Source organism: Acidovorax sp. LjRoot38 (assembly GCF_964252975.1).
Classification (GTDB): domain Bacteria; phylum Pseudomonadota; class Gammaproteobacteria; order Burkholderiales; family Burkholderiaceae_C; genus Acidovorax; species Acidovorax facilis.
In genome coordinates, this window is record NZ_CAXUPT020000006.1 from 1 (window position 1) to 21,057 (window position 21,057).

The window sequence follows — 21,057 nt, forward strand, 5'->3', positions numbered from 1 at the left end:
ACTCCTAGATCTGAGCCCCTTCGACCAAAAACTGTACCTTCCGCTCGCCTTTCCACTCGTTCACATCGAGCCGAAAGGCCAGCAGCACGCGCGCAGGCAGCTGCTCGGTGTGGCCGAACCAGATGGCGTCCACCGGGTTGCCCTGGTGCATGAGCTTGATCGACAGGTGATTTTTGGCCTCGCCCACCAGGCGCTGGCTCACGATCTGCACTTCCTCGCTGAAGGTGGGGGGCGCAAAGCCCTGGCCCCACACCTCGTGGTGCAGGGTGTCCACCATGTCGGCGCGGCAGTATTCGGGCGATAGAGGTCCGTCGGTCTCGATGCGGCGGGTGAGGGTGGCGGCGTCCAGCCATTCCTGGGCGACCTGGGCCAGCGCCTGCTCGAAGGTATCGAACGAGTCTGCGTCCACCGTGCAGCCGGCAGCCATGGCGTGGCCGCCAAATTTCAGCAACACGCCCGGGTGGCGTTTGGCCACCAGGTCGAGCGCGTCGCGCAGGTGAAAGCCGGGGATGGAGCGGCCGGAGCCCTTCAGCTCGTGCTCTTTGCCCGGCGCGCTGCTGGCCGCGAACACAAAGGTGGGGCGGTGCAGTTTGTCCTTGATGCGGCTGGCCACGATGCCCACCACACCTTCGTGAAAGTCCGGGTCGAACACGCTGATGGCCGGGGGCGGTTCTTCGTCTTCCTGGAACAGGCTTTCGGCCATCAGCATGGCCTGGTCGCGCATGCCGCCTTCGATCTCGCGGCGCTCGCGGTTGATGCCGTCGAGCGTGCCCGCCAGTTCGGCGGCGCGGCCTGCTTCGTCGGTGAGCAGGCATTCGATGCCCAGCGTCATGTCGGCCAGGCGCCCTGCGGCGTTGATGCGCGGTCCTAAGGCGAAGCCAAAGTCGAAGGTGGTGGCCACGGGCGCCTTGCGGCCGGCAGCGGTGAACAGCGCGGCTACCCCGGCGGGCATTTGCCCTGCGCGGATGCGCTTCAGGCCCTGGGCGACCAGGCGGCGGTTGTTGGCGTCGAGCTTGACCACGTCGGCTACCGTGCCCAGCGCCACGAGGGTGAGCAGCGGGTCGAGCTTGGGTTGGGTGGCCGCATCGAATATCCCGCGTGCCCGCAGCTCTGCCCTTAGCGCCAGCAGCACGTAGAACATCACGCCCACACCGGCCATGGACTTGCTCTCGAAGGTGCAGCCGGGCTGGTTGGGGTTGACGATGGCATCGGCCGCGGGCAGCTCGGGGCCGGGCAGGTGGTGGTCGGTGACGACGACCGTGAGGCCCAGCGCCTTGGCCTCGGCCACGCCGTCCACGCTGGCGATGCCGTTGTCCACGGTTATGAGTACGTCGGCGCTGCGTTCGGCTACGCGGCGGGCGATGGAAGCAGTGAGGCCGTAGCCATCGGTCACGCGGTCGGGCACGAGGTAATCCACGTTCTGCGCGCCCAGCAGCCGCAGCCCGCGCACGCCCACGGCGCAGGCCGTGGCGCCGTCGCAGTCGTAGTCGGCCACGATGACGAGGCGCTTGTTCTGCGCCATGGCGTCGGCCAGCAGGCGCGCGGCGGTGTCAATGCCTTTGAGGCCCGAGGGGGGCAACAACCTGCCCAGGCCGTCGTCCAGCTCGTCTTTGGCACGCACACCGCGCGCGGCATACAGGCGCGCCAGCAGCGGGTGCACACCGGCCTGTTCCAGCGCCCAGGCGGCACGGGGGGGAATGTCTCTTGCTACTATTTTCATAGCTTATCGCACATGTCTGTAAAGCGCTGGGGCCTGAAAAGGCTTTGAAAACGCTGGGCCAGGGTGCGGGGGGCGGTGTGGAAGGCCAGCGTATTGCGCTCGCCGCACAGGGTCAGCTGCACCGGCACGCCGCCTTCGGACTTGCGCAGCAGATCGGCCACCGGGCCTGCGTCCAATGCGGTCCACGCGGCGGCCCAGGCGCGCCAGTCCTCGTTCAGTGCCGCATCGCGCAAGGTGGTGGGCACCGTCGGCGTTGGGAGGGCAGACGGGGCTGGGGTGGGAATTGGGCCGGTACCATGCACCCAGAACGAGTTGATCACCGGCAGCCCGCGCTCCGAGCGCTCGTCGTTGAAGGCGTGGGTGTAGAGCAGCATCTGCATCTCGCTGTGCAAACGGTGCAGGGTCCGGGCCGCCTTGGCGTCCGGCATCCAGGCGCGCACGTCGCGCTGCAGCACGCGCTCCAGCGAGGCGGTGGCCAGGTCGGCAAACAGGGGGCTGCTGGCCAGCCAGCGTGTGGGCTGGTCGTAGTGCAGGGTGATGCCGTCTTCGGCAAACCAGGGTGAGACGATGGCCAGCAGCGCGCGCGACGCGGCTTCATCCAGCGCGAGGTGCTCGGGATTGCGCAGCGTGACGTGGTCGGTGCTGACCTGCCACTGGCAGGGCGTGACAAACGCCCAGGCGTCACCGTTGGGTGACTGGCCTTGCTGGTGGCGGTGCCACGCGGCCCAGGGGATGCGCCCGTCCTGCGCTGGCAGTCCCAGCGCGCGCGCCAGGGCGCGTTCGTGGGGGGCGGAGAAGCTGGTCTCCTCGCCGCTGTCACTGTGGGTGGGATGGGGGCTGAGCCGGGCCAGAAGCCGGTCCAGGTGGGGCAGGGCCAGGCCCTGCAGGGCTTGCTGGCATCCGGTGGCTGCGCTGGCGGCGTAGGGAATGAGCAAATGGTTGGTGTCCGACATGGCTAGAGCGAGTGGAACACTTTTACGTGCCCACGAAAGCCGGGGAAAGGCCCGGCAACAAGGCGCAGGACGCGCAGCGGTTGGGATACCGCAAGCGGACTGCAACGCAGTGGCCGGGCCTTTCCCCGGCTTTCCCGAAGGGTTGGGCCTCCAGGCCAGCGCTCGCGGCGTTGCGGACCTTGCCAAGGCATCCAGCCTTGGCAGCGGTCCGCGCCTTGCGATCACTGGCCTGGAGGCCCAACGTGGGTATGTAAAAGTGTTTCACTCGCTCTATTGTCCGGGATGCCACAATCTGGCCGGCCTGTGGCGTGCATTCCGCACTCTGCAGTGCCTTCTTTCCTTATCCATGCAAATCCCCTACGAACTGGCCCTGGGCTGGCGCTACACGCGCGCGGGCCGCGCCACGCGGCGCAATGGCTTCATCTCGTTCATCTCGGGCGTGTCCATGTTGGGCATTGCGCTCGGGGTGGCGGCGCTCATCATTGTGTTGTCGGTGATGAACGGCTTTCAGAAAGAGGTACGCGACCGCATGCTGAGCGTGGTCTCGCACATCGAGATTTTTGCGCCCCAGGGCGCTGCGTTGCCCGACCCGGCGCGCACGCTCGCCGAGGCGAAGCAAAACCCCAACGTGGTGGGCGCCGCACCGTTCGTGGCCGCGCAGGCGCTGCTGGCGCGCGGCGAGGACATGAAGGGTGCGCTGGTGCGCGGCATCGACCCGGCGCTGGAAGGCGCCGTGACGGACCTGGCCGCCACCAACGAAAAGACACTGAATCTGCTGGTGCCCGGCGAATTCCGCGTTGTGCTGGGGGGCGAGCTGGCCCGCATGCTGGGCGTGCGCGCTGGTGATGTGGTCACCCTGATCGCGCCCGCAGGGCAGGTCACCCCGGCGGGCGTGGTGCCGCGCCTCAAGCAGATGACCGTGGCGGGCACGTTTGATTCGGGCCACTACGAATACGACTCGGCCTTGGTGCTGCTGCACCACGAGGACGCGCAGCGCATCTTTCGCCTGGAAGGCCCGACGGGCGTGCGGCTGAAGCTCAAGGACCTGCACCAGGCGCGCGAGGTGGCCCAGCAACTGGCGGGCAGTCTGAGCGGCCAGTTGCTCATCCGCGATTGGACGCAGCAGAACCGCACCTGGTTTGCGGCCGTGCAGCTCGAAAAACGCATGATGTTCATCATCCTCACCCTCATCGTGGCGGTGGCGGCGTTCAACCTCGTATCGACCCTGGTGATGACGGTGACCGACAAGCGCGCCGACATCGCCATCCTGCGCACCCTGGGCGCCAGCCCCAAGAGCATCATGGGCATCTTTGTGGTGCAGGGCGCCATGGTCGGCGTGATCGGCACGGCCGTGGGCCTGCTGCTGGGCCTGGGCATCGCGTTCAACATCGATGTGATCGTGCCCGCCATCGAGAAGGCGCTCAACGCGAGCTTCTTGCCCAAGGACATCTACCTCATCAGCAAGATGCCGAGTGAACCCCAGAGCAGCGACATCATGCCCATCGGCATCATCTCGCTGGTGTTGGCTTTTGTGGCCACCCTGTACCCCAGCTGGCGCGCCAGCCGTGTGAACCCCGCCGAGGCGCTGCGCTATGAGTGATCAGAAAGTTGGAGTGGTGGTATTGGAGGCCAAGGGCCTCACCAAGCGATTCACCGAAGGCCGCCTTGATGTGACGGTGCTCAAGGGCGTGGATCTTCAGATCCGCGCGGGCGAAACGCTGGCCATCGTCGGCGCATCGGGCTCGGGCAAGAGCACGCTGCTGCACCTGCTGGGCGGGCTGGATGCGCCCACGGCAGGCACCGTGCGCCTCAAGGGTGAAGAGATGTCTTCGCTGTCAGCAGAGCGCCAGGGCCAGCTGCGCAACCAGCACCTGGGTTTTATCTACCAGTTCCACCACCTGCTGCCCGAGTTCAGCGCGCTGGACAACGTGGCCATGCCGCTGCGCATCCGTCGTCTGCCGCTGGCGCAGTGCCATGCCGAGGCTGAGCGGGTGCTCACCTCTGTGGGTTTGAAAGAGCGTCTGATGCACCGGCCCGCCGAGCTATCGGGCGGCGAGCGCCAGCGTGTGGCGATTGCGCGTGCCTTGGTGACGCGGCCCGCGTGTGTGCTGGCGGATGAGCCCACGGGTAACCTGGATCGCAGCACCGCCGACGGCGTGTTTGACCTGATGCTGCAGCTGGCGCGCGACCAAGGCACGGCGTTTGTGATGGTGACTCACGATGAGTCGCTGGCGGCGCGGTGTGATCGCGTCTTGCGGCTGGTGTCTGGGGTTCTGGGCTGATTTTGGACCCTGGCGCTTGTCTGGAGAGCGCTGGGTGCTATTGTTTTTGTAGTCTTGTGGTGCCCTCCTGTCCGTTCGGGCTGAGCTTGTCGAAGCTTGTTCTTGCTGGTTGGGACAGCATGCTTGGGTTGAGTGCGGAGGCCGGGAGTCGCCCGGCATGCGAGTAACTTTCTTTTGCTTCGCCAAAAGAAAGTCACCAAAGAAAAGGCGACCCCCAGTCTGCGACCCCTGCGCTTCGCTACGGGGCAAACCTGCGTCGGGGCGGTTGCGGGGTGCGCCGCAGAACTCACTGCGCGCCTGCGGCGCTCCGCTCGAACAACTGCGGCGAGTCAGAGCACGAAGCATGGGCGCTCCGACGCCCATGCCACCCCGCAACCGCCCCGCCGCAGGCGCAGCCAGCAGGGGGTTGGGCACCCGAATATCCAACAGCCGAACAGCCACACGGGCCTTTGTTTCGCTCGGCCTCACCTCGCGGGCGCAAGCGCCACGCGCTGCGCAAACTGGGCCGAGCGAAGCAATGGCCCGAACGGATGTCCGCTCCCCGGGTTCCCTTCAGGATGCGCCGAGGAGCGCAGCGGCCAGCGGATCAGGGCTCGCGATTGTCTGAGCGCAACGAAGTGGAGCGAGTTCGAGCGAGACCCCGCTGGACGCGAGCACCGCAGGTTTCCCCACACGCCCGCAAGGGCGTGTGGGGACGCAGCGTGTAGGGTCGCCTTCTCTTTGGTGACTTTCTCTTGGCGACGCAAGAGAAAGTTACTGCGCCGCCGGGCGCACACCCCGGCCTCCGCCCTTCAACCGGGCATGCTGCCAGATTAGCGAGCGTGCCTGCCCTGGCTTCGACCAACTCAGCCCGAACGGATCGTGCGGTGAAACGGTCGGGAGGCAGGCCCTTCACGCGCCCAATTTACCCAAGGCGCGCAACACATTCTCCGCAGTCGCCGGTGCCATCAACACCACGGGCTCCGTAGCGTCCCGCCCCTCACGTCCCGCAGCCACCGCATTGCGCAGCGCCTCGTACACACTGATCGCCAGCATGAACGGCGGCTCGCCCACCGCCTTGCTGCCTCCCACGTTGTCTTCCTGGTTGGCCTCGGGCCACAGTTCCACCTTGAAGTGTTGGGGGATGTCCCCCGTCGCCGGGATCTTGTAGGTGCTCGGCGCGTGCGTGGCCAGATACCCTTTGTCGTTCCACACCAACTGCTCCGTGGTCAGCCAGCCCATGCCCTGCACAAAACCACCTTCTATCTGCCCGATGTCGATGGCCGGGTTGATGCTGTGGCCCACGTCGTGCAGGATGTCCACGCGCGCCACGCGGCTTTCGCCGGTCAGCGTGTCGATGACCACCTCGGAACAGGCTGCGCCGTAGCTGAAGTAGTAGAACGGCCGGCCCGTGAGCGTGGCCTTGTCGTAGTGGATCTTTGGCGTGCGGTAAAAGCCATCGCTCCACAGCTGGATGCGGTTGGCGTACGCCTCCTTCACCACATCGTCGAACGGGCGCACCTTCTTGGGCGAGATCACCTGGCCGCCCTCGAAGCGGATGGCGCCCGCGCCGCAGCCATCGAGCCCGCACACGAACGAGGCCAGGTTGTCCCGCACATTGCGGGCTGCGAACTGCGCCGCGCGGCCGTTCAGGTCGGTGCCGCTGCTGGCGGCGGTGGCGCTGGCGTTGGGCACCTTGCTGGTGTCGCTGGCCGTGACCAGCACGCGGTGCAGCGGCACACCCAGCTCGTCGGCCACGATCTGCGCCACCTTGGTGTGCAGGCCCTGGCCCATTTCGGTGCCGCCGTGGTTCACCTGCACGCTGCCGTCGGTGTACACATGCACCAGCGCGCCCGCCTGGTTGAACAGCGTGGCGGTGAAGCTGATGCCGAACTTGACGGGCGTGATGGCCAGGCCGCGCTTGAGCACCGGGCTTGTGGCGTTCCACGCAGCGATGGCGGCCTGGCGCTGGCGGTAGTGGGCATCGCGCTCCAGCTGGGGCATCAGCGCGTGGAGGATGTTGTCCTCCACCGTCATCTGGTAGTGCGTCACGTTGCGGCCGCTGCTGGCGTCCTGGCCATACAGGTTGACCATGCGCACGTCCTGCGCATCGCGACCCAGCGCGCGGGCGATGTCGCCCAGGATGGCTTCGATCACGATCACGCCCTGCGGTCCGCCGAAGCCGCGAAACGCCGTGTGGCTCTGCGTATTCGTCTTGCAGCGGTAGGAGGCGATTTCCACATCGCTCAGGTAGTACGCGTTGTCGGCATGGAACACGGCCCGGTCGGCCACCGGGCCGGACAGGTCGGCGCTGAAACCGCAGTTGGCGGCCATCTGAAGCTTCAGGCCCGTGATGCGGCCGGTGTCGTCAAAGCCCACGTCGTACTCGTACGCAAACGGGTGGCGCTTGCCGGTGACCATGAAGTCTTCATCGCGGTCCAGCCGCAGCTTGACGGCGCGGCCGAACTTATTGGCAGCCACGGCGGCCCACACGGCCAGGTGACCGGCCTGGGTCTCCTTGCCGCCAAAGCCGCCGCCCATGCGGCGGCATTCCACCTTGACCGCGTGGTTGTCGATGCCCAGCGCGTGCGCCACCCAGTGCTGCACCTCGCCGGGGTGCTGGGTGCTGGAGTAGATCCACCACTGCTTTTGCTCCAGCGGCAGCGCGTAGGCGATCTGGCCTTCCAGATAGAAGTGCTCTTGCCCGCCCACCTCGAACGCGCCTTGCAGGCGGTGCGCCGATTGGGAAAGGCCTGTCGCAGCGTCGCCCCGGCGCACGAACACGGGGGGCAGCACGTAGCTTTCGGCTTTCAGTGCCTCGTGCACGGAAAGCACGGCGGGCAGTGGGGCGATGTCGAGCTTCACGGCACGCACCGCACGCCGCGCCTGCATGACCGAGTCGGCCACCACCAGGCCGATGACCTGGCCGATGTGCTGCACGGTGTCGACTGCAAAAACGGGCTCGTCGTGCGCAAAGGCGGCCAGCAACTTGTCGCCTGGCACGTCGGACGAAAGCACCACGCCGCGCACACCGGGCAGGGCCAGGGCGGCGCTGGCATCCACGCTGTTCAACGTGCCGTGGGCCACGGTGGAGAGGATGGGCGCAGCGTACAGCGTGCCCTTCACCTCCGGCAGGTCGTCGATGTAGTGGGCGGCACCGGCCACCTGGGCGCGCGCGCTTTCATGGATGTGCGACTGGCCCATGGCGCGGGGACTGGCGGGTGCGCTGGTCTGCTGCGGGGCTTGGGGCTCGGCGGCGTGGGCGTCGGCGGTGGCAGCCACCGGGTCGTCCACGGCGTCGCGGCTCACCGGGAGGCCCGTGGGGAGAGATTCGCGCTGGTTCATATCGCAGCCTCCAGTCGTAAGTTCTCCACGCTCACGGCCTCTTCGCCCTGGCTCTCCAGCCAGAAGCGCTGCAGCAGGCTGGCCAGCACCGTGCGGCGGTAGGTGCCGCTGGCGCGCATGTCAGAGATGGGGTTGAACTCGCCTTGCAGCGCTTGCGCAGCGCGGGCGATGGTGTCGGCATTCCAGGGCTGGCCGGTCAGCGCGGCTTCGGTCTGGCGCGCGCGGGCTGGTGTGGCAGCCACACCGCCCGCGCCGATGCTGGCGCGGCGCACCACGTCGGCTTCGATGTCCAGGTTGATGACAAGGCAGACGGCAGAAATATCGTCGTCGAAGCGCTTGGAAATCTTGTAGGCCCGAAGCACTTCCGTGACACCCGGCCTGGGCACCACGATGCGTGCCAGCAGTTCGTCGGGCGCCATCACGTTCTGCCGGTAGCCGGTGTACAGGTCTTCCAGCGCCATGGCGCGTTCGCCGCGCACGCTGGCTAGCACCACCTGGGCGCGCAGTGCGATCAAAAGCGGCATCGAGTCGCCAATGGGCGAGCCGTTGGCCACGTTGCCCCCCAGCGTGCCCGAGTTGCGCACGGGCAGGCCCGCAAAGCGCGTGGCAAAGCTGTGCAGCTGTGGCCACTGCGCGGTCAGTGCCGCAAAGGCGTCGGTCAGCGTGACGGCGGCGCCGATGGTGATGTGGTGTGCGTCCTGCTGGATCTGCTGCAGCTCTGCCGCGCGAGTCACATCCAGAATCTGCGCGTACTGTTTGTGCTGCTTGGTCACCCACAGGCCCACATCGGTGCAGCCTGCCACGACCTGCGCCGCAGGGTGCGCGGCGCGTGCGGCCAGCAGGTCGGGCAGCGTGGTGGGTGAAATATAAGAAGAATTGGCATCTGGCGCTTGATGGTCAAGCGCAAGCAGCTCTAATTTTTGTAGCAAAAGCGGCTCGTTCACCGCCATCGCTGGCAGGGCGGCCATCTGCTGTGCGGCGTCCAGGATGGGGCGGTAGCCGGTGCAGCGGCACAGGTTGCCCGAGAGTTCTTCCTGCGCCAGCTCGCGGGTGATGGGTTGGCCATGGCACACATGGTTTTGGTACATGCCAAAGAGGCTCATCACGAAGCCGGGGGTACAAAAGCCGCATTGCGAGCCGTGGCACTGCACCATGGCTTCTTGTGCTGGATGGAGCGTGATGGTTTGACCAGGAGCCGTTGCGGCATCGCCCACTGGCTGGATCAGTGGGTCTTCCGCCAGGTCCTCCACCGTCCACAGCGCCATGCCATCCACCGAATGCGCCAGGCGGATGCAGCTGTTCACCGCGCTGTAGTGCAGCTTGCCGTCCCGCGCCTCGCCCAGCACGACGGTGCAGGCGCCGCAGTCGCCTTCGCCGCAGCCTTCCTTGGTGCCGGTGCAGCCCAGGTCTTCGCGCAGCACCTCCAGCAAGGTTCGGTCGGGTGGTACATTGCCCAGCGCCACGGGCTGGCCTCGGCGCAGGAATTGCAAGGGTCTTGTTGTCATGACAAACGCCACTTCGATCTTGGATGGAAAGGTTCAGCAGAGGGTAGAACGCAGTACCGTTACCGGCATATGCGCAAGCTTATGGCACCCATGCCCACACCGCTATGAGAGACCACGCCCTTTTCGACAAGATAGACCTCCATCTCATAAGGGTCTTGCACACCGTGCTCACAGAACGCAGCGTATCGAGGGCCGCCGTCCGCCTGGGCATGCACCAGCCGGCGGTGTCGGCTGCGCTCAAGCGGCTGCGCGACCTGGCGGGCGACCCGCTGCTCGTGCGCTCGGGTGCCAGCATGATGCCCACCGATGCTGCGCTGCGCATGGTGGAGCCTGCAGGGGCCATCCTGCGTTCCGCAGAAGCCTTGTTTTCGGATGCACGGGGATTTGATCCGCGCACTGCCACCCGCACCTTCCGCGTCGCCGCCAGCGATTACCTCGACCCCCTTTTTCTACCCCAGCTCGTGGCCCGCATCAAGGTCGAGGCCCCTTTGTGCCCCATCGAGATCCTGCCCCTGTCGGCCGACACGCACTATCACGCGCATCTGGCGCAGGGCGAGGTTGACGTGGTGATCGGCAACTGGCCGCAGCCGCCGGACGACCTGCACATGGGCCGCCTGTTTGGTGACGAAGTGGTCTGCCTGGTCGGCAAAGACCACCCCGCCGTGCGGCGCGGCTGGGACGTGGAAAACTGGCTGGCCGCCGAACACATCGCGCCCACGCCCACCCACCCCGGCGCGCGCGGCGTGATCGACGCCCACCTGGACAGCCTGGGCATGCAGCGCCACATCACGGCGCGCTGCGCACATTTCAGCCTCATCCCCAGCATCGTGGCATCGAGCTTGCTTGTGCTGACCACCGGCCGCCAGTACTGCGAGCGGTATGTGGAGCAACTTCCGCTGGCCATATTGCCGTGCCCGGTGCCGTTTCCTCGGCTCATGTACTACCAACTGTGGCACGCCCGCACGCACCACTCGGCCGCAGCGGCCTGGCTGCGCGACTGTGTGAAAACCGTGGCTGCTTCGCTACGAAAAGAATAGCTGCTTGGGTATGCTGAACAAGCGCAAGAAGGCTTTTTCATTCTTATAACAAGTTGTAAAACTGAGAGACAATCCCCGCATGAGTTCTCCCTCCAATCCTTCAGCGCCTGGTGCGGCGCCGCCACGGCTGCAGCTGGTGGGCATCACCAAGCGCTACCCGGCCGTGGTGGCCAACAGCGGCGTGTCGCTCACGGTGCTGCCGGGTGAAATCCACGCCGTGCTGGGCGAAAACGGCGCGGGCAAGTCCACGCTGATGAAAATCATCTACGGCTCGGTCAAGCCCGATGAAGGCAGCGTGTTCTTCAACGGCCAGGCCGTGCAGGTGCGCAACCCGCAAGAAGCGCGGGCCCTGGGCATCGCCATGGTGTTCCAGCATTTCAGCCTGTTCGACACCCTCACGGTGGCCGAGAACGTGTGGTTGGGCCTGGACAAGAGCCTGACGCTGGCCGAAGTGACCGGCCGCATCAGCGCCAAGGCCGCCGAATACGGCCTCGACATCGACCCCCTGCGCCCCGTGCACACCCTGAGCGTGGGCGAGATGCAGCGGGTGGAGATCATCCGTGCGCTGCTCACCAACCCCAAGGTGCTGATCCTGGACGAGCCCACCTCGGTGCTCACGCCCCAGGCGGTCGAAAAGCTTTTTGTGGTGCTGCGCAAGCTGGCCAGCGAGGGCTGCAGCATCCTCTACATCAGCCACAAGCTGCACGAAATTCGCGCGCTGTGCACTGCCTGCACCGTGCTGCGCGGCGGCAAGGTGACGGGCGTGTGCAACCCGGCCGAGGAATCCAATGCATCGCTGTCGCGGCTGATGATCGGCGCCGAGCCGCCGGCGCTGGAACACCGTGCCGTGCAGACTGGCGCCACGGTGCTGCGCGTCAAGGGCCTGTCGCTGCCGCGTGCCGACCAGTTCGGCGTGGACTTGATCGACCTGCAGTTCGAGGTCAAGGCGGGCGAAGTGGTGGGCATTGCCGGCGTGTCGGGCAATGGGCAAAAAGAGCTGCTGTATGCGCTGTCGGGTGAAGACCAACGGGCCGAGCCTGCGAGCATCCAGGTCTCGGGCCAGAACGCAGGCCGCATGGGCCCCGGCCAGCGCCGTGCGCTGGGCCTGCACTTTGTGCCCGAAGAGCGTTTGGGCCGGGGCGCCGTGCCCACCATGGGGCTGGCGCACAACCTGCTGCTCACGCGCACCAATGCGGTCAGCGGCAGTGGCTGGATCAAGGTGGGCGCGCTGCAAAAGCATGCGGCGGACATCATTGCCCGCTTCAACGTCAAGGCGGGCGGCCCCAATGCAGCGGCCAAGTCGCTGTCGGGCGGCAACCTGCAGAAGTTCATCGTGGGGCGCGAGATTGATGCCAACCCGAAGCTGCTCATCGTCTCGCAACCCACCTGGGGTGTGGATGTGGGCGCCGCCGCACAGATCCGGGGCTCCATCCTGGCCCTGCGCGATGCGGGCTGCGCCGTGCTTGTGGTGAGTGAGGAGCTGGACGAATTGTTTGAGATCTGTGACCGGCTGCACGTGGTGGCCAAGGGGCATTTGTCGCCTTCCGTGCCGCGCGCCGAGGCCACGGTAGAGCGCATTGGCGAATGGATGAGCGGGCTGTGGCATGCCGATGTCCAAGCGCACCTCGCACAACAGGCCCAGGCAGCGGAGGTGCAGCATGCTTAAGCTGGAACCGCGCCCCCAGGCTTCTGGCTGGTGGACCTATGGCTCGCCGCTGCTGGCGCTGGCCGTCACGGTGTTGATTGGTGTGGCCTTGTTCGTGGCGCTGGGCAAAGACCCGGTGCGCGGGCTGCAGGTCTTCTTCTGGGAGCCGATCAAGACGCCCTATGCCGTCGGTGAACTCATGGTCAAGGCCACGCCGCTGTTATTGATTGCGCTGGGGCTGGCCGTGTGTTTTCGCTCCAACGTGTGGAACATCGGCGCCGAGGGCCAGTTCGTAATCGGTGCCGTGGTGGCGGGCGGCGTGGCGCTGCTGGCCGACAAGACCACCGGGCCGTGGATCGTGCCCGCCATCCTGCTCGCCGGGGTGCTGGGTGGCATGGTGTGGGCGGGGCTCACGGCACTGCTGCGCGACAAGTTCAACGCCAATGAAATCCTGGTGAGCCTGATGCTGGTCTATGTGGCCACGCTGGTGCTGGGCTACCTGGTCTATGGCCCATGGAAAGACCCCATGGGCTACAACTTTCCGCAGACCAAGACGTTCGAGAAAGTCACGCAGATCCCGCGCCTGATGCAGGGCTCGCGCGTGTCCATCGGGCTGCTGCTGGCGCTGGCGGGTGCTGCGGCCTTGTGGGTGTTTCTGTTCCGCACGCGGGCCGGTTTTGCCCAGCAGGTGGGCGGACTGGCCCCCGCTGCGGCGCGCTACGCGGGCTTCTCGTCGCGCAAGGCGTTGTGGACGGCGCTGCTGATCTCAGGCGGCGCGGCGGGCCTGGCGGGCGCGCTGGAGGTGGCCGGGCCCATTGGCCAGCTCACGCCGTATGTGCCCGCAGGCTACGGCTTTGCCGCCATCATCGTGGCCTTTGTGGGGCGGCTGCACCCGGTGGGCATGATTTTGTCGGCCATCCTCATGAGCATGTTCTACATCGGCGGCGAGCTGGCGCAGTCGCGCATGGGCCTGCCCAAGTCGCTCACGGGCGTGTTCCAGGGCCTGCTGCTGTTTACGCTGCTGGCCTGTGACACCTTGATCGCCTACCGCATCCGCTGGGTGGCCGCGAAGGGAGGCAAGTAATGGAATCCTATGCACTCCTGATTGGCGCCACGCTGAGCGCGGGCACCGTTCTGGCCATCGCGGCCCTGGGCCTCTTGATCAATGAAAAAGCTGGCATCGTCAACCTGGGGGCCGAGGGCATGATGCTCTGCGCCGCCATTGCAGGGTTTGCCACCGTGGTGCACACGGGCAACACCTGGCTGGGGTTTGCGGCGGGCATGGCCGCTGGCGCGCTGCTGGCGGCCATCTTTGGTGTGCTGGTGATCTGGCTCAACACCAACCAGTACGCCACGGGGCTGGCGCTCAGCCTGTTCGGCGTGGGTTTTTCGGCCTTTGCGGGCATCAGCTACGTCCAGGCCAAGCTGCCAGAGCTGCCCAAATACGTGATCCCGGTGCTGGGCGATGTGCCGCTGCTCGGCCCCGCGCTGTTCCGGCAGCACCCGCTGGTGTATATCACCATGCTGCTGGTGGTGGGGATGATCTGGTTCCTGTACCGCACGCGCGCCGGGCTGGTGCTGCGCTCGGTGGGGGAATCGCCCGAGTCGGCCCATGCACTGGGCTACCCCGTGCGCCGTATTCGCTTGGCCGCCGTGGTGGCCGGTGGCTCGCTGTGCGGGCTGGCCGGTGCGTACATCTCTACTGTTTACACCCCGCTGTGGGTGGAGGGCATGGTGGCCGGGCGCGGCTGGATCGCGCTGGCGCTCACCACCTTTGCCACGTGGCGCCCGGCACGGGTGTTGCTTGGTGCTTACCTGTTTGGCGGCGTGACCATGCTGCAGTTCCATTTGCAGGCCACGGGCGTGCAGGTGGCCAGCCAGTTGCTGAGCATGCTGCCCTATGTGGCGACCATCGTGGTGTTGGCGCTGATCTCGCGCAATCCGGCGTGGATCCGCATCAACATGCCGGCATCGCTCGGCAAGCCGTTTTATCCGGGCTCGTGAACAAGCACTGGTCCCAAGAATTGCTGGTTACCCGGTGGTAGATCGCCCCATAATTAGTGTTTTCGTCCCTCAACCTTTGCAAGTCTTACTTCTTCAATAAGGAAACCGACATGACTGATCTGCAGAAACGCTCCATGCTCAAGGTGGCAGCGCTCTCCGCCGTGGCCGCTGCTGCCCTCGTGGGCTGTGGCAAGAAGGAAGAACCGGCACCGGCCCCCGCGCCCGCACCGGCTCCCGTGGCAGAAGCACCGGCGCCCAAGCCCGAGCCTCTGAAGATCGCGTTTGCCTACGTCGGCCCGGTGGGCGATGGTGGCTGGTCGTTCGCCCACGACAACGGCCGCAAGGCCATCGAAAAGGAATTCGGCGACAAGGTCGTGACGAGCTTTGTGGAAAGCGTGCCCGAGTCCGCCGACGCCGAGCGCGTGCTGCGTGACCTGGCCGGCCAGGGCAACAAGCTGATCTTCGGCACGACCTTCGGCTACATGGAGTCCATGCTCAAGGTCGCGGAAGACAACAAGGGCGTGAAGTTCGAGCATGCCACCGGCTACAAGACGGCCGAAAACATGCGCACCTACGACAGCCGCACCTACGAAGGCGCGTACATGGCGGGCATCATTGCCGGTGCCATGACCAAGTCCAATACTCTGGGCGTGGTGGGCTCGGTGCCGATTCCTGAAGTGATCCGCAACATCAACAGCTTCACGCTGGGTGCGCAGTCGGTCAACCCCAAGATCAAGACCAAGGTGGTCTGGGTGAACGAATGGTTCAGCCCACCCAAGGAAACCGAAGCCGCCACCAGCCTGATCAACGGTGGCGCGGACGTGTTGTTCCAGAACACCGATTCGCCTGCTGTGCTCAAGACCGCACAAGAGAAGGGCAAGCGCGCCTTCGGTTGGGACAGCGACATGACCGCCTACGGTCCCAAGGCCCACCTGGCTTCGGCCGTCATCAACTGGGGCCCGTACTACATCAAGGCCACCAAGGACGCACTGGAAGGCCAGTGGGCCACCGGCCAGAGCTGGTGGGGCGTGAAGGAAGGCGCCATCGACATCGTCTCCATCGCCGAAGACGTGCCTGCCGACACCAAAGCCAAGGTCGAAGCCGTGAAGAAGGGCCTGGCCGACGGGTCGTTCCAGATCTGGAAGGGCCCGATCGTGGGTCAGGACGGCAAGGAAGTGCTGGCCAAAGACACGGTGGCCGATGACAAGTTTCTGGGCGGTGTGAACTTCTACGTCAAGGGCGTGGAAGGCAAGATCCCCGGCGGCGAGAAGAAGTAAGTCCATGGGTTGGTCAGCGGGCCTGACGGCTTGCTGCATACAGTGAGGGGGCCGCCTGCGGGTGGCCCTTTTTCATTTCTGTTTTGTTTTTAGAGCCTGTTTACGATCTCGCAGCGGTCGCCTGGGAGATCGTAAACAGGCTCTTAGAGGTACTGGCAGATGGTCGAATCAAGCTTGTGGCATCCGGTGGCCTTGGTGGGCAATGTGGCGCAGGCCACTGTTGCCGTGCGGCTTCTGGAACAACCGGTGGTGGTGTGGCGCGACGCGGCGGGTGCGGTACAAGCTTTTGCCGACCAGTGTCCGCACCGTGGAGCCCGGCTTTCGCTGGGCCGCGTGACACCGCAAGGACAACTGGAGTGCCCGTACCACGGCTGGCAGTTTGCGGCGGGCGGCCGCTGCACCCACGTGCCAGCGCTACCCGCGTTTGTTCCGCCGCCCGGGCACTGCGCACGGACCTTTGAGGCGCGGGAGGCCTATGGCCTGATTTGGGTGCGCATGGAGCAGGGCAGTGCAGCGCTCCCCGAGTTTGTGGCCGAAGGCGACGCGCGGTTGCGCAAGCTCAACTGCGGGCCGTACGATGTGGCGGCCAGTGCTCCGCGCATCATCGAGAATTTTCTTGACATGTCGCACTTTGGTTTTGTGCACGAAGGCTGGCTGGGCAGCCGCGACGTCCCTGCGATTGATGACTACCGCGTTGAGGCCACAACCACTGGCTTGCTGGCCACCGGCTGCAAGGCCTGGCAACCCCAGTCCAACCTGCACTCCACCGCCCCGGCCCAGGTGGAGTACACCTACGAAGTCACGGCACCCTACGCGGCCGTGCTGACCAAGGTGCCCGAGGCGGGCACCACGGCCGTGGATGGCTGGCGGGAGTCCATAGCGCTGTTCATCTGCCCGATCACCCCGGTGCGCAGCCGCGTGTGGTTTCGCCTGGCCGTGGCAGATTTCGATTCGCCCGATGAGAAGCTGCAGGCCTTTCAGCACACCATCTTCACGCAAGACCAGCCCGTGCTGGAGTCGCAGACGCCACAGTGTCTGCCGCTGGACCTGCGGGCGGAGTTGCATACCGCCGCCGACAAGGCATCATCTGCCTACCGCCGCTTTTTGCGCCAGAGCGGCATCACCTTTGGAGTCTGCTGATGTTTAAAGTGCCCCCCATTTCCGCCGAGCGCCTGCCCACGCTGCTGCGCGCCATGCCCAAGGCCGAGCTGCATATCCATATCGAGGGCTCCCTGGAGCCTGAGCTGATCTTTGCACTGGCGCAGCGCAACGAATTGACCTTGCCCTATGCCAGTGTGGAGGCACTGCGCAGCGCCTACGCGTTCACCAACCTGCAAAGTTTTCTGGACATCTACTACGCGGGTGCCAGCGTGCTGCTGCACGAGCAGGACTTTTATGACATGGCGCGCGCCTACCTGGGGCGAGCAGCGCGCGACAACGTGCTGCACGCTGAAATCTTCTTCGACCCGCAGACCCACACCGCACGCGGCGTTGCCATGGAGACGGTCATCAACGGCCTGTACCGGGCCTGTGAAGATGCACGCAGGGAGCTGGGCATCAGTGCCACGCTCATCCTGTGTTTCCTGCGCCACCTCAGTGAGGAGTCCGCCTTCGAGACCCTGGAGCAGGCGATGCCCCTGCTCGACAAGATCGTTGGCGTAGGGCTGGATTCCAGCGAACTGGGCCACCCACCCGAAAAGTTTGCCCGCGTGTTCGCCCGCTGTCGCGAACTGGGCCTGCACCTGGTGGCCCATGCAGGCGAGGAGGGCCCTCCTGCCTACATCTGGAGCGCGCTCGATGTGCTCAAGGTCGAGCGCATCGACCACGGGGTCCAGGCGGTGCACGACGCGGCACTGATGCAGCGCCTGGCGCAGGATCGTATTGCGCTCACGGTGTGCCCCCTGTCCAACCAGAAGCTGTGCGTGTTTCCCAACCTGGCGGACCACAACCTGGGCAAGCTGCTCGACGCCGGGCTGGCCGCCACGGTCAACTCGGATGATCCCGCTTACTTTGGCGGCTACATGAACGAGAACTTCACCCAGGTGTTTGCCGCCACGGGCCTCACGGCGAAACACGCCTACCAATTGGCGTTCAACAGCTTTGAGGCGAGTTTTGCCAGCAATGCCGACAAGCGTGTGTGGGAGCACAAGCTCAAGGAAACCTTTGAGCGGTGTGTGGAGCACGACTACTGAGCTGTGTGCGGCGGGCATAGCGCGGATTGCCAGTGCGAATCGGCGGGTTGGTGCGCTGTCACCCGCGCGGCAGGGCGGCGGCGTGGGTAAACCCTTAAAATAGTAAGTATTCGTTCGAATTGCGTCCGGCCCAGGCCCACGGGGTGATCCACCACCATGGCCCTTACCCAGCGCTCCTTGCGGAGTGCACGGGTGCCGTGTTGCCCCCTTTTTTGGAGCCTTCCATGTTTCTCAGTCAAATCTCCATTGGCAAGCGCCTGACCCTGGTGCTCGGCCTCATCCTGGCGCTGTTTTTTGCCAGCAGCGTGGTGGCCGTGGTCAAGCTCAGCCAGTTGGGCAAAGAGATCGACGCCATGGTCAACGACAACATCAAGACCGAGCGCGCTGGCTCGGACTGGCTGCGCCACACCACATCGGGCGTGCAGCGCGCGGCAGCCATTGCCAAGAGCAGTGATGCCAGCCTGATCCCCTACTTTGCGCCCGCCACGGCCGCGTCGATCCGCGATACCAACGAGCTGCAGAAATTCATCGAATCCAAGATGGACACGCCGGAGAAGAAGCAGCATTTTGCCAAGGTGGGTGACCTGCGCAAAGACTACCTGGCGGCCCGCGAGGAAGTGAGCAAGTTCAAACAGGCGGGCGATGCCGAGAACGCCAACAAGGTTTTCACCGAGCGGTTTGAGCCCACCTCCCGCAGCTACCTGGCGGGTGTGCAGCAGATGGTGGATGGCCAACGTGCCGAGCTCGATGCTGCCGGCAAGCGCAGCGAAGAGCTGCGTGCCCAGACCACGCTGCTGCTGCAGATCTGCACCGGGGTGTCGCTGCTGCTGGGCGCCTTGCTGGCCTGGCTGCTGACCACCAGCATCACGCGCCCGCTGCGCAAGGCCGAGTCCATTGCAGAGACCATCGCCAACATGGACCTGACGGGTGCCCCCCAGGCCAGCTACGCCAATGACGAAACCGGCCACCTGCTGCGCGCCCTGGATGCCATGCGCAGCGCTCTGCACCGTTCGCTGCAGCAAGTGCGGGGTGTGGTGGACAGCATCTCCACCGCCAGCACCCAGATCGCCATCGGCAACCAGGACCTGAGCGCACGCACCGAGCAAACGGCCAGCAGCCTGCAGGAGACCGCCAGCTCGATGGAAGAGCTGACCAGCACCGTGCGCCAGAGCGCCGATTCGGCCGTGCAGGCCAACCAGCTGGCGGTGTCGGCCGCACAAGTGGCCCAGCGCGGCGGTGAAGTGGTGGCGCAGGTGGTGACCACCATGGACGAGATCAACACCAGCAGCAAGAAGATTGCCGACATCATCGGCACCATCGACGGCATTGCGTTCCAGACCAATATCCTGGCCCTCAACGCCGCCGTGGAAGCCGCCCGTGCGGGCGAGCAGGGCCGTGGCTTTGCCGTGGTGGCCAGCGAAGTGCGCTCACTGGCTCAGCGCTCGGCCCAGGCGGCCAAGGAGATCAAGACACTGATCGGCGTGTCGGTGGAGAAGGTCGAGTCGGGTGCTGCCCTGGTGCAGAACGCTGGCACCACCATGGGCGAGATCGTGAGCTCCGTGCGCCGCGTGACCGACATCATTGGCGAGATCAGCGCAGCCGCTTCGGAACAGAGCCAGGGCATTGGCCAGGTGAATGTGGCGGTGACCCAGCTGGACCAGATGACCCAGCAGAATGCCGCCCTGGTGGAAGAGTCCACCGCCGCCGCCGAGAGCCTGAAGGACCAGGCGTCGCGCCTGGCCGAGGTGGTGGGTGCCTTCCGCCTGGGCGCAGGCCCGCAGGCGCTGCGGCTGAACTGAGTTCCTATGGAGGGCTCTGCGCACTGCCGCAGGGCCTACCCTCCGGCTTCAATCCATACAGTTCCAACCTAGTTTCAGCGCAGTTTGATTCCCCTCGGCAGCACCGTCGTCCTGCGGTGCTGCCGTTCCATTCCATCAGGGCCATGTAGAGGAACACCATGTACAAAAACCTCGCAGCCACGCTCGTGGCCGCCTGTTTTTTCTCCCCCGTTTTTTCCCAGACCACGCCCGCCAAGGGCAGTACGGCCGAGCCTGTCAGAGCAGGTTTTGTCTATGTCTCGCCCATCACCGAGGCAGGCTGGACGCGCCAGCATGACGAAGGCCGCAAGGCCGTCGAGGCCGCGCTGGGCAACCAGGTGAAGACCACCTTTGTCGAGAACGTGGCCGAAGGCGCCGATGCCGAACGCGTGATCCGTGATCTGGCGGCCACGGGCCACCAGATCATCTTCACCCCCAGCTTTGGCTACATGGAGCCCACGCTCAAGGTGGCGCAGGACTATCCACACGTGAAGTTCGAGTCCATCACGGGCTACAAGACCACGCCCAATGTGGCCGCTGCCAACGCGCGCTACTACGAGGGGCGTTACCTCGCCGGTATTGCAGCGGGCCGCATGAGCAAGACCGGCGTGGCCGGTTTTGTGGCGGGCTTCCCCATCCCGGAGGTGCTCCAGGGCATCAACGCCTTCACATTGGGCATGCGCTCGGTCAACCCGCAGGCCGCGGTGAAGGTGGTGTGGCTCAATGTGTGGTTCGACCCACCCAAGGAGCGTGATGCGGCCATGGCGCTGTTCAACCAGGACGTGGACGTGATTGCGTTCCACACGGGTTCCACCGCCGTGATGGCCGCCGCGCAAGAGCGCGGCAAGATGGCCGTGGCCTACCACTCCGACATGCGCAAGACCGGGCCTGACGCCCAGATCGTGGCCGTGACGCACCAGTGGGGCAGTTACTACACCGAGCGCGTGCGCGCCGTGCAGAACGGTACCTGGAAGAGTGCCAACCTGTGGGGCGGTGTGCGCGAGGGCATGATCCGCGTTGGCGACTTTGGCCCCAAGGTGCCTGCCGCCGTGCAGCAGGAGGTCCTGAATGCGCAAAAGGCCATCGGTGCTGGCAAGCTCCAGCCCTTCCGCGCGGGCAAGGCGCCGGTGCGCGACAACGACGGGCAAGAGCGCATCGCTGCGGGCCAGGCGCTGACTGATGCACAGATACTGCAGATGAACTGGCTGGTGGAAGGGGTGGTGGGCAAAGTGGCGCGTTGAGCGTTCCCGTACCCTGCCAACTGCCTTCCATAGCCACTATGGGGCGCGCCGTATGCTGGC

General features: G+C 65.6%; 15 protein-coding genes. 11 read left to right on the forward strand and 4 right to left on the reverse strand.

The features are described 5' to 3' along the window. Positions 1–4: 4 nt before the first annotated feature. Both recJ and ACSQ22_RS12450 read right to left on the reverse strand, forming a co-directional pair. Positions 5–1,720 (reverse strand): single-stranded-DNA-specific exonuclease RecJ, encoded by a 1,716-nt coding sequence (gene recJ, locus ACSQ22_RS12445; RefSeq protein ID WP_436130481.1) that lies wholly within the window; start codon positions 1,718–1,720, stop codon positions 5–7. Further along, a complete protein-coding gene (locus tag ACSQ22_RS12450) occupies positions 1,717–2,673 on the reverse strand; it encodes a phosphoglycerate mutase (protein ID WP_436130482.1) in 957 nt (318 codons plus the stop codon). The genes recJ and ACSQ22_RS12450 overlap by 4 nt, the downstream gene beginning before the upstream one ends. A gap of 346 nt (positions 2,674–3,019) precedes the next feature. Here ACSQ22_RS12450 and ACSQ22_RS12455 point away from each other — a divergent pair, with 346 nt between their 5' ends. Both ACSQ22_RS12455 and lolD read left to right on the forward strand, forming a co-directional pair. Further along, entirely contained in the window at positions 3,020–4,273 is a 1,254-nt protein-coding gene (locus ACSQ22_RS12455; protein ID WP_121422572.1) for a lipoprotein-releasing ABC transporter permease subunit, read from the forward strand. Then, a complete protein-coding gene (gene lolD, locus ACSQ22_RS12460) occupies positions 4,266–4,955 on the forward strand; it encodes a lipoprotein-releasing ABC transporter ATP-binding protein LolD (RefSeq protein ID WP_121422573.1) in 690 nt (229 codons plus the stop codon). Before ACSQ22_RS12455 ends, lolD begins: the two co-directional genes overlap by 8 nt. Before the next feature lie 891 nt (positions 4,956–5,846). On the opposite strand, the gene xdhB is transcribed toward lolD, so the two are convergent. Both xdhB and xdhA read right to left on the reverse strand, forming a co-directional pair. Beyond that, on the reverse strand, positions 5,847–8,279 hold the full coding sequence (xdhB, locus tag ACSQ22_RS12465; protein WP_436130483.1) for a xanthine dehydrogenase molybdopterin binding subunit: 2,433 nt from the start codon (positions 8,277–8,279) through the stop codon (positions 5,847–5,849). Further along, a complete protein-coding gene (gene xdhA / locus ACSQ22_RS12470) occupies positions 8,276–9,784 on the reverse strand; it encodes a xanthine dehydrogenase small subunit (protein WP_436130484.1) in 1,509 nt (502 codons plus the stop codon). The genes xdhB and xdhA overlap by 4 nt, the downstream gene beginning before the upstream one ends. 104 nt (positions 9,785–9,888) lie before the next feature. Between xdhA and ACSQ22_RS12475 the strand changes: the two genes are divergently transcribed. The 9 genes from ACSQ22_RS12475 (at position 9,889) to ACSQ22_RS12515 (ending at position 20,997) form a co-directional block, all read left to right on the forward strand. Next, complete coding sequence (locus ACSQ22_RS12475; protein WP_431152146.1) at positions 9,889–10,821, forward strand: LysR family transcriptional regulator; 933 nt, start codon at positions 9,889–9,891, stop codon at positions 10,819–10,821. 79 nt (positions 10,822–10,900) lie between these two features. Beyond that, positions 10,901–12,487 (forward strand): ABC transporter ATP-binding protein, encoded by a 1,587-nt coding sequence (locus ACSQ22_RS12480; protein WP_436130485.1) that lies wholly within the window; start codon positions 10,901–10,903, stop codon positions 12,485–12,487. Beyond that, positions 12,480–13,550: an ABC transporter permease gene (locus ACSQ22_RS12485; RefSeq protein ID WP_055401941.1), complete on the forward strand. Its 1,071-nt coding sequence runs from the start codon at positions 12,480–12,482 to the stop codon at positions 13,548–13,550. The genes ACSQ22_RS12480 and ACSQ22_RS12485 overlap by 8 nt, the downstream gene beginning before the upstream one ends. Then, positions 13,550–14,470 (forward strand): ABC transporter permease, encoded by a 921-nt coding sequence (locus ACSQ22_RS12490; protein WP_409883971.1) that lies wholly within the window; start codon positions 13,550–13,552, stop codon positions 14,468–14,470. Before ACSQ22_RS12485 ends, ACSQ22_RS12490 begins: the two co-directional genes overlap by 1 nt. Positions 14,471–14,580: 110 nt before the next feature. Continuing rightward, positions 14,581–15,747 (forward strand): BMP family ABC transporter substrate-binding protein, encoded by a 1,167-nt coding sequence (locus ACSQ22_RS12495; protein ID WP_055401936.1) that lies wholly within the window; start codon positions 14,581–14,583, stop codon positions 15,745–15,747. Positions 15,748–15,906: 159 nt separating this feature from the next. Continuing rightward, positions 15,907–16,887, forward strand: a complete 981-nt coding sequence (locus ACSQ22_RS12500) for a Rieske 2Fe-2S domain-containing protein (RefSeq protein ID WP_431152151.1) — start codon at positions 15,907–15,909, stop codon at positions 16,885–16,887. After that, complete coding sequence (locus tag ACSQ22_RS12505; protein WP_121507273.1) at positions 16,887–17,939, forward strand: adenosine deaminase; 1,053 nt, start codon at positions 16,887–16,889, stop codon at positions 17,937–17,939. The genes ACSQ22_RS12500 and ACSQ22_RS12505 overlap by 1 nt, the downstream gene beginning before the upstream one ends. 224 nt (positions 17,940–18,163) lie before the next feature. Continuing rightward, complete coding sequence (locus tag ACSQ22_RS12510; RefSeq protein WP_436130486.1) at positions 18,164–19,738, forward strand: methyl-accepting chemotaxis protein; 1,575 nt, start codon at positions 18,164–18,166, stop codon at positions 19,736–19,738. Between the two features lie 158 nt (positions 19,739–19,896). Next, on the forward strand, positions 19,897–20,997 hold the full coding sequence (locus tag ACSQ22_RS12515; RefSeq protein WP_436130487.1) for a BMP family ABC transporter substrate-binding protein: 1,101 nt from the start codon (positions 19,897–19,899) through the stop codon (positions 20,995–20,997). Positions 20,998–21,057 lie beyond the last annotated feature (60 nt).

Coding starts and splice junctions, on each gene's coding strand:
- recJ (WP_436130481.1), bottom strand. CDS start 1,720: ATGAAAATAGTAGCAAGAGACATTCCCCCCCGTGCCGCCTGGGCGCTG.
- ACSQ22_RS12450 (WP_436130482.1), bottom strand. CDS start 2,673: ATGTCGGACACCAACCATTTGCTCATTCCCTACGCCGCCAGCGCAGCC.
- ACSQ22_RS12455 (WP_121422572.1), top strand. CDS start 3,020: ATGCAAATCCCCTACGAACTGGCCCTGGGCTGGCGCTACACGCGCGCG.
- lolD (WP_121422573.1), top strand. CDS start 4,266: ATGAGTGATCAGAAAGTTGGAGTGGTGGTATTGGAGGCCAAGGGCCTC.
- xdhB (WP_436130483.1), bottom strand. CDS start 8,279: ATGAACCAGCGCGAATCTCTCCCCACGGGCCTCCCGGTGAGCCGCGAC.
- xdhA (WP_436130484.1), bottom strand. CDS start 9,784: ATGACAACAAGACCCTTGCAATTCCTGCGCCGAGGCCAGCCCGTGGCG.
- ACSQ22_RS12475 (WP_431152146.1), top strand. CDS start 9,889: ATGAGAGACCACGCCCTTTTCGACAAGATAGACCTCCATCTCATAAGG.
- ACSQ22_RS12480 (WP_436130485.1), top strand. CDS start 10,901: ATGAGTTCTCCCTCCAATCCTTCAGCGCCTGGTGCGGCGCCGCCACGG.
- ACSQ22_RS12485 (WP_055401941.1), top strand. CDS start 12,480: ATGCTTAAGCTGGAACCGCGCCCCCAGGCTTCTGGCTGGTGGACCTAT.
- ACSQ22_RS12490 (WP_409883971.1), top strand. CDS start 13,550: ATGGAATCCTATGCACTCCTGATTGGCGCCACGCTGAGCGCGGGCACC.
- ACSQ22_RS12495 (WP_055401936.1), top strand. CDS start 14,581: ATGACTGATCTGCAGAAACGCTCCATGCTCAAGGTGGCAGCGCTCTCC.
- ACSQ22_RS12500 (WP_431152151.1), top strand. CDS start 15,907: ATGGTCGAATCAAGCTTGTGGCATCCGGTGGCCTTGGTGGGCAATGTG.
- ACSQ22_RS12505 (WP_121507273.1), top strand. CDS start 16,887: ATGTTTAAAGTGCCCCCCATTTCCGCCGAGCGCCTGCCCACGCTGCTG.
- ACSQ22_RS12510 (WP_436130486.1), top strand. CDS start 18,164: ATGTTTCTCAGTCAAATCTCCATTGGCAAGCGCCTGACCCTGGTGCTC.
- ACSQ22_RS12515 (WP_436130487.1), top strand. CDS start 19,897: ATGTACAAAAACCTCGCAGCCACGCTCGTGGCCGCCTGTTTTTTCTCC.